Here is a 6638-nt window from a genome sequence, read left to right on the forward strand (position 1 = left end):
TGTTTAATAAGCTCAAGCAGTTCCGTAGGATTGCTACTCGATACGATAAAACCTGCGTACCTTTCGCCTCTTTCCTAAACTTGGCTGCTGCGCGTCTATGGCTACGCAACTTTGTCAACAGGACCTAGTTGTTGTAGAGAAATAATACACAATCAAAACTTAAGCATGTGAAAATAGAATACTTGTACTTAATACAGAAGACTCAAAATTTTAATGGATTACACACTGGTTAAATATTTGATATAAGCAAGTGTATTAAGATAGCATGAATTATAATACTAAGTTGTTGTGTTGTTAGTTAAAAATTCATAATTTATATTATGGAGTGTAATCTATCTTGGAGGGGGTAATTTTCTCAGTTCTAAACTAGGAGGTGAAAGTTAGATATCCTAACTGCCGATCATATTATTCCTTTATATCGAAAAGTGAACGTTAAGGGGCTGTCAAGGCAATATTATCGAAAATTTATGTGGGTTTTCGTCTGAAAAGTGAATAGTAATCGAACGAACTTCGGAAATTGCCCTAAAAGATAATTTTAGTAGCGCTTCGAACTTTGCTCAGAAACAATATACTTCTTGCTAGAGAGTATTGTATCTTCTTTTGAAAAGGGCTACTTCACAAGTGGATCTAACTATTTAATTGAGTTTGCAAAATGCATGTCCTTGTAATTGTAGGCACACGCCCTGAAGGCATAAAAATGGCGCCGGTTATTAATGAACTCAAGCGTCGAAACGATATAAAAACAACGGTTGTATCGACTGGTCAGCATCGCGAAATGCTACAGTCTATATTTAATGACTTCGGCATATATCCAGATATAGACTTAGATATTATGCAACCTAATCAAACTCTTTCATCATTGACTGGAAAATTGTTTGATAAGATTGATATAGTCTTGAGAGAGAAACAACCAGATTGGGTTCTCGTGCAAGGAGATACGACCTCGGTTCAGGTTGGTGCGCTTTGTGCTTTTTATCATGGCATCAAAGTTGGGCACATAGAAGCTGGGCTTCGTAGTTATGATATGTCAGCTCCTTTTCCAGAAGAACTGAACCGAAGAGTGGCTGGATTGGTTGCAACAAAGCATTTTGCTCCGACGATAGAATCAAAAAACAACTTGTTGCGTGAAGGTATTGATGAAGGCTGCGTACACGTGACTGGTAATACGGGCATTGATGCATTACTTCATATGGCAGATATCGTTAACAATAAACCGCCTGAGATAAACACTAAGATATCTAACTTTACTAATAAGTTCTCAAAATACGTTTTGATTACAGGGCATCGCAGAGAAAATTTCGGAGAAGGCTTCGAAAATATATGTTTTGCTATAAAAGAACTGAGTATTCGCTGGCCCGAAGTAGGGTTCTTGTACCCAGTTCATCTTAACCCCAACGTACAAGAACCTGTAAAAAGGATAATTGGCGATCGTGACAATGTTCTTCTTACTGAGCCGCAAGATTATCGATGTTTCATTTACTTGATGTCGAACAGTCGTCTTATCCTCTCTGATTCTGGGGGAATACAAGAAGAAGCACCAAGTTTGAAAAAGCCAATCTTGGTCATGAGAGATGTAACTGAAAGGCCTGAAGGTGTAGCGGCAGGGTGCGCAGAGCTAGTTGGCACTTCTATCAAGAAAATTGTTTCGAGAGCGTCTGCACTATTGGAAAATGTTGACGAGTATGCTCTTTTTGCAACGTCCCAGAATCCGTATGGCGATGGGCAAGCAAGCGCCCGAATTGCATCCTCCTTGTATCAATGAGCTATTAAGATTTAGGACTGTTATCCTCAATGCCCAATACGAATAAAATCATACAAAATGAATTCAAAATAGAATCTAATGAACTTGGTTCTTCTAAATTACCCAAAAAAGGATTTGATAAAATTGCGGTGGTAGGACTTGGATATATTGGCCTGCCTACTGCGGCTGTGTTCGCGTCCAGGAAAATTGAAGTAATTGGTATTGATGTTAGTGAGCATGCTGTAACAACGATTAATCGCGGCGAAATACATATCACTGAGCCTGATCTAGATCTTGCAGTTCGTTCAGTTGTGTCTGAAGGATATCTTTTTGCATCACTTACACCAAAATCAGCCGATGCATTTATGATTGCGGTGCCAACCCCGTTTAAATCGAGCTTAGAGGGTGTGAAAATACCCGATCTTAGCTTTATTGAAGCAGCGAGCCGAACTATAGCTGCTGTTCTTAAGGCTGGTGACCTTGTTGTTCTAGAATCAACTTCGCCGGTTGGTGCTACAGAACGAATGGCCGAATGGCTAGCTGAAGAGCGACCTGATTTGACATTTCCTCAGACACACGGAGCAGATTCAGATGTTCGAATTGCTCATTGTCCTGAAAGAGTGTTACCAGGGCACGTTCTGCGTGAGTTGGTTGAGAATGATCGCGTTATTGGTGGTATGACGCCCGCGTGTTCGCAAAGAGCAGTGGAGCTTTACAAATTAGTAGTTCAAGGCGAGTGCATTGTTACCGATACTCGTACTGCGGAGATGGCAAAGTTAACTGAAAATAGCTTTCGTGACGTGAATATAGCTTTCGCGAATGAGTTATCTGTTATTTGCGATAAACTCGATATCAATGTTTGGGAACTTACTTCATTAGCCAATCGTCATCCTCGCGTGAATATTCTCCAGCCGGGTCCTGGTGTTGGTGGGCATTGCATTGCCGTAGATCCTTGGTTTATTGTGGCAACTAACCCCAAAGAAGCTAATATCATTAAGACTGCTCGTGAAACCAATGATGCAAAACCTGGCTGGGTAGTAAGTAAAGTGGAGAATTCTGCCAAGATCCAACAATTACTCAAAGATGATAAAGTGAAAGTTGCTTGCTTCGGTTTGGCATTCAAACCTGACATTGATGACTTACGTGAAAGTCCTGCATTGCAAATAGTTGATTCTTTGATTGACAACGCCGACTTGGATGTTCTTACAGTCGAACCAAATATTCACGAGCTTCCAAAGAGGTTCATTGGCAGAACTACTTTGGTTGGTGAAGATGTAGCAATGCAAGAGGCTGATATACTTGTGATGCTGGTCGATCATAAGCAGTTCAGAGAAATTGATGTAGAACTCTTGAACACTAAAGTCGTGATTGATACACGCGGGATTTGGACAAGTTGACCAGTCAGCAGCAACAGCAGTCTTCAACGGATCCGGTTAAGACTATAGCAATATTTTTTGGTCACGTAGCTAGTAATGTCGGTGACTTAGCTATCAATACTGGCCAGTCTGAGTTGCTTCAAAAGATTTATCCAGCAGCTGTAATAAAATTTGTGACATTGAATGCGAGTGGATCGAAGTTTTTTGAGCACGCCGAGTCGAGTTTTGGTTCGGAAGCTGAGGTCCAAGTTACAAATTTTTCCACAAAAAACACTAGCGCATTGGAGTATGCGCTAGATCCAGCATTATTACTGAAGAACACAGAAACGCTTGATGCTGATCTCATTGTCATAGCTGCAGGAGAGCATTTATTTAGTTATAAAGACGAAGATAATTTCGAAGTCTTGTTTTGGCGTACTCTCCCTGTATTTTCAGCTCAAGCTACTGGGAAAAAATGTATCATTATGCCGTCGACTTTTGGGCCTTTTCAAACGAGCTTAAGTAAAAAACTGATATTTGACTTGTTAGCTTTTGATGTCTGTCTATCGGCGCGCGAGAGAAGATCTCAAAGGCTTCTTAATACTTTGAGCGGCTCCGAAAGTGTAGGTCTATTTCCTGATCCAGCTTTTTTTCTTCCAAGTAAAGCGCCTCATAAATTGAATGAAAACAAAGCATTAGCTTTTGTGCTTAGAGCGAAGAACTGGGGAATTCGTCAAAGGTCAACAAGGAAGTCAGAAATTAATGTGAGCGATAGTTGGTTTCAGTGCTACATGGCGATAATTGAAGGATTTTTGAAGAAAGATTATCGTACATGTAAATTTCTAGTACAAACAGTAAACGATAAATTTCTCGCAGAAAAATTGATTGCGGAACTTGATTTGGCTCCTTCTAAGAAAGAGAAGACCTTTATAGTCGAAGTTAAAAGCATTGAACACTATCAATCTATACTTGATGGTGTTGACGTTGTCGTTGCTTCAAGATTTCATGCGATAATATTTGCGGTTCTTCGTGCTAAAAATGTGTTTGGTTTATATTTTGAAGAGCATGGGCACAAAATGCCTGGTCTGTTTGAGTTCTTTGGATACCCGAACTTATGCCTCAATATTTCACGTCTAAAACCATCTAGAGCTGCTACTCTGATGACGGCGAACATGGATGACAATCTCCGTCACGAAAGTCTTCAAAGAACAATTGAGAAGTCAAAAGTAGGTATGATTGAATCATATGGAAGACACTGTGAGCAGAACAAGCTTACGTGTGATCGAAGACATAATTCTCTGATTGAAATCGCAGTCGAGATAGATTTTAAAAAGAGAGAGTCTGAACTTCGCAGAAGGTTTAATAAAAGTATCAACTCCTTGCGTCAGAAGCTCTCCACACTAGAGAATTCTTCATCAGAGGCTTAAAATGAATATCATAGATAGGTTTAAACGTTTAATTGACAATAAACGTGCTGATTTCATACGTCTGCGTTTGAAAAATTCCTATTTAGCAGGCGGTCTTGAGAGCTTAAAAGAAGAGGTCGACTGTGTAGTAAGTAACTTTGCTGAACACGAGAAATTGTTGTATAGTACTGCTACTGACTTTAATAAATCAGGAAATCACGATGCGTCTGCACTAATTTCTACTGTCCTTATCGGGATCAGAGAAATAGAACGCTATTATCGTATGCATTTTTGGGCAAGTCAGAAAAATTCTGATTTTCTTCAAGCTTCCAAGGCAGGTGTGTGGCTCGAAAACAAGTATGGTAAAAAACCGACCATAAAACAACAAGAATTCTTAACTAAGTTACATCGCAGCCCAACTTATCAACTTTCTTTATTAAAAGAACTTGATGTACAGAAATTATCTTTTGACGATTTCGCCTCAGATAAAATTGCTTATTTTCTGCATAATAGCCTACCTTATTCCTCTGGTGGGTACGCAACCCGGGGGCATGGTTTAGCCGTTGCACTTGCTAATGCTGGATATGATGTAACGTGCGTTACAAGACCTGGTTACCCGTTCGATGTTCCTCCAAAAGATGAGCGACTTGATGTGCCATTGGAAGACATTATTGATGGAATATCTTATCAGAGGTTGCTCTCACCTAGAAGAGATGAGCATTCCGCGAAAGATTATATGTTACAGGCAGCTGACATTATCGAAGGGAAACTAAAGGAATTACGTCCTAGCTTGGTAATCGGTGCTTCAAACCACGTTACAGCACTTCCAGCCCTGATTGCATCAAAGCGGCTTGGAGTGCCGTTTATTTATGAGGTTCGTGGCTTCTGGGAGATTACAAGAATTTCGCGAGAGCCAGAATTTGCGAAAAAGCCAGCCTTTAATGTTCAGAAAATTTTGGAAACAGAAGTTGCGAAACATGCTGCGCACGTGTTTACTTTGACAAGAGGCATGAAAAATGAACTTTGTGTCCGGGGGGTAGAAAGTAATACAATATCGATACTCCCCAATTCGTGCGATGTGACCAAATTCAATCCATCGGAAAAAGATCATCTCCTCGCTGCTGAGTTAGGATACCCTCCAAATATTCCAGTGATAGGGTACATCGGTACATTTGTCCAATACGAGGGTTTGGAGCATCTGGTCCAGGCATGCAGTTTGTTGAAGCTTCGAGGAAAAGAGTTTAGGCTTCTACTTGTTGGAAATGAAAATGCGTCTGGTAGTGAACGCGGTCCAATTACGAAGGCAATTGAAGATATCGCAGCTGAAAATGGTATGGGTGATTGGGTCACAATGCCAGGACGGATACCTCACGAGGACGTGCCGAGATACTATTCACTGATAGAGATAGCTCCGTTTCCTCGAAAGCCTCAGCCTGTTACCGAGTTAGTATCTCCTATGAAGCCACTAGAAGCATTGTCAATGAAAAAAGCAATTGTAGTGTCTGGTGTTGCGGCGCTCTCTGAAATGGTGCGTGATGGGGTGACGGGGCTTGTCTTCGAGAAAGGCAACATTGAAGACCTTGCTGACAAACTTGAAGTGTTGATTGATGATGCGAAGTTACGAGATCGCTTAGGTGAAGCTGGACGTAAATGGGTTTTTGAAAATCGGACTTGGGATAAAGTCGCGAGAGATGCAGCAAAAAAAATAAACGAATTATGCTAATGAGACTATAGTATAAATATACATTTAGTTATTCTTAGAGTGTAATATTAACACTGATTTAATACCGCTTAAATTTCAAGAGCTCATCTTAAGATTTAAGCGGTATTAAAAATGTGTTAAGCTGAAAAATAACTTAACACTCCAGAACAGCCCCATTTGAGTGGTCCAGATTGAAAGTTAGTGTATCACTGGCCTTTGGTCTATCGGTACGATAGCCCCTGTCGCAGGTGGGCGGTAGCCCAGAGCACTGTGGGGTTGTTTGGTGTTGTAGTGGTTCTTCCATCTCTCGATGATTATTTGGGCTTCACGCAACGAGTAAAAGGTCTCACCATTCAACAATTCGTCTCGCATTCGGCCGTTGAAACTTTCACAGTATCCATTCTCCCAAGGTGAACCGGGTTCGATATAGGCGG

5 protein-coding genes and 1 pseudogene are annotated in these 6638 nt (G+C 40.7%); 5 read left to right on the forward strand and 1 reads right to left on the reverse strand.

The genetic code is table 11. From position 1 onward, the window contains the following. The 5 genes and pseudogenes from PsAD37_RS16085 to PsAD37_RS16105 form a co-directional block, all read left to right on the forward strand. Positions 1-128: pseudogene (locus PsAD37_RS16085) on the forward strand (IS5/IS1182 family transposase); the annotation flags it as partial. A 524-nt stretch (positions 129-652) separates the two neighbouring features. After that, the gene (wecB, locus tag PsAD37_RS16090) at positions 653-1762 is read left to right on the forward strand and encodes a non-hydrolyzing UDP-N-acetylglucosamine 2-epimerase (RefSeq protein ID WP_063297011.1); all 1110 of its coding nucleotides are present in this window, start codon (positions 653-655) and stop codon (positions 1760-1762) included. A 29-nt stretch (positions 1763-1791) separates the two neighbouring features. Then, positions 1792-3138, forward strand: a complete 1347-nt coding sequence (gene wecC / locus PsAD37_RS16095) for a UDP-N-acetyl-D-mannosamine dehydrogenase (protein WP_084407862.1) — start codon at positions 1792-1794, stop codon at positions 3136-3138. Beyond that, positions 3135-4523, forward strand: coding sequence for a polysaccharide pyruvyl transferase family protein (locus PsAD37_RS16100; protein WP_063302218.1), 1389 nt, complete (start codon positions 3135-3137; stop codon positions 4521-4523). The genes wecC and PsAD37_RS16100 overlap by 4 nt, the downstream gene beginning before the upstream one ends. 1 nt (position 4524) lies before the next feature. After that, the gene (locus tag PsAD37_RS16105; protein WP_063297013.1) at positions 4525-6225 is read left to right on the forward strand and encodes a glycosyltransferase family 4 protein; all 1701 of its coding nucleotides are present in this window, start codon (positions 4525-4527) and stop codon (positions 6223-6225) included. 177 nt (positions 6226-6402) lie between these two features. On the opposite strand, the gene PsAD37_RS27630 is transcribed toward PsAD37_RS16105, so the two are convergent. After that, on the reverse strand, positions 6403-6638 hold a 236-nt coding region (locus PsAD37_RS27630; RefSeq protein WP_153039768.1), incomplete at its 5' end, for an integrase core domain-containing protein.

Source organism: Pseudovibrio sp. Ad37, from assembly GCF_001623075.1.
In the GTDB taxonomy this organism is placed as follows: Bacteria; Pseudomonadota; Alphaproteobacteria; order Rhizobiales; family Stappiaceae; genus Pseudovibrio.

What these genes read in the sequence shown, in the direction of transcription:
- wecC (WP_084407862.1), top strand. Translation starts at nt 1,792, where the DNA reads ATGCCCAATACGAATAAAATCATACAAAATGAATTCAAAATAGAATCT.
- PsAD37_RS16105 (WP_063297013.1), top strand. Translation starts at nt 4,525, where the DNA reads ATGAATATCATAGATAGGTTTAAACGTTTAATTGACAATAAACGTGCT.
- wecB (WP_063297011.1), top strand. Translation starts at nt 653, where the DNA reads ATGCATGTCCTTGTAATTGTAGGCACACGCCCTGAAGGCATAAAAATG.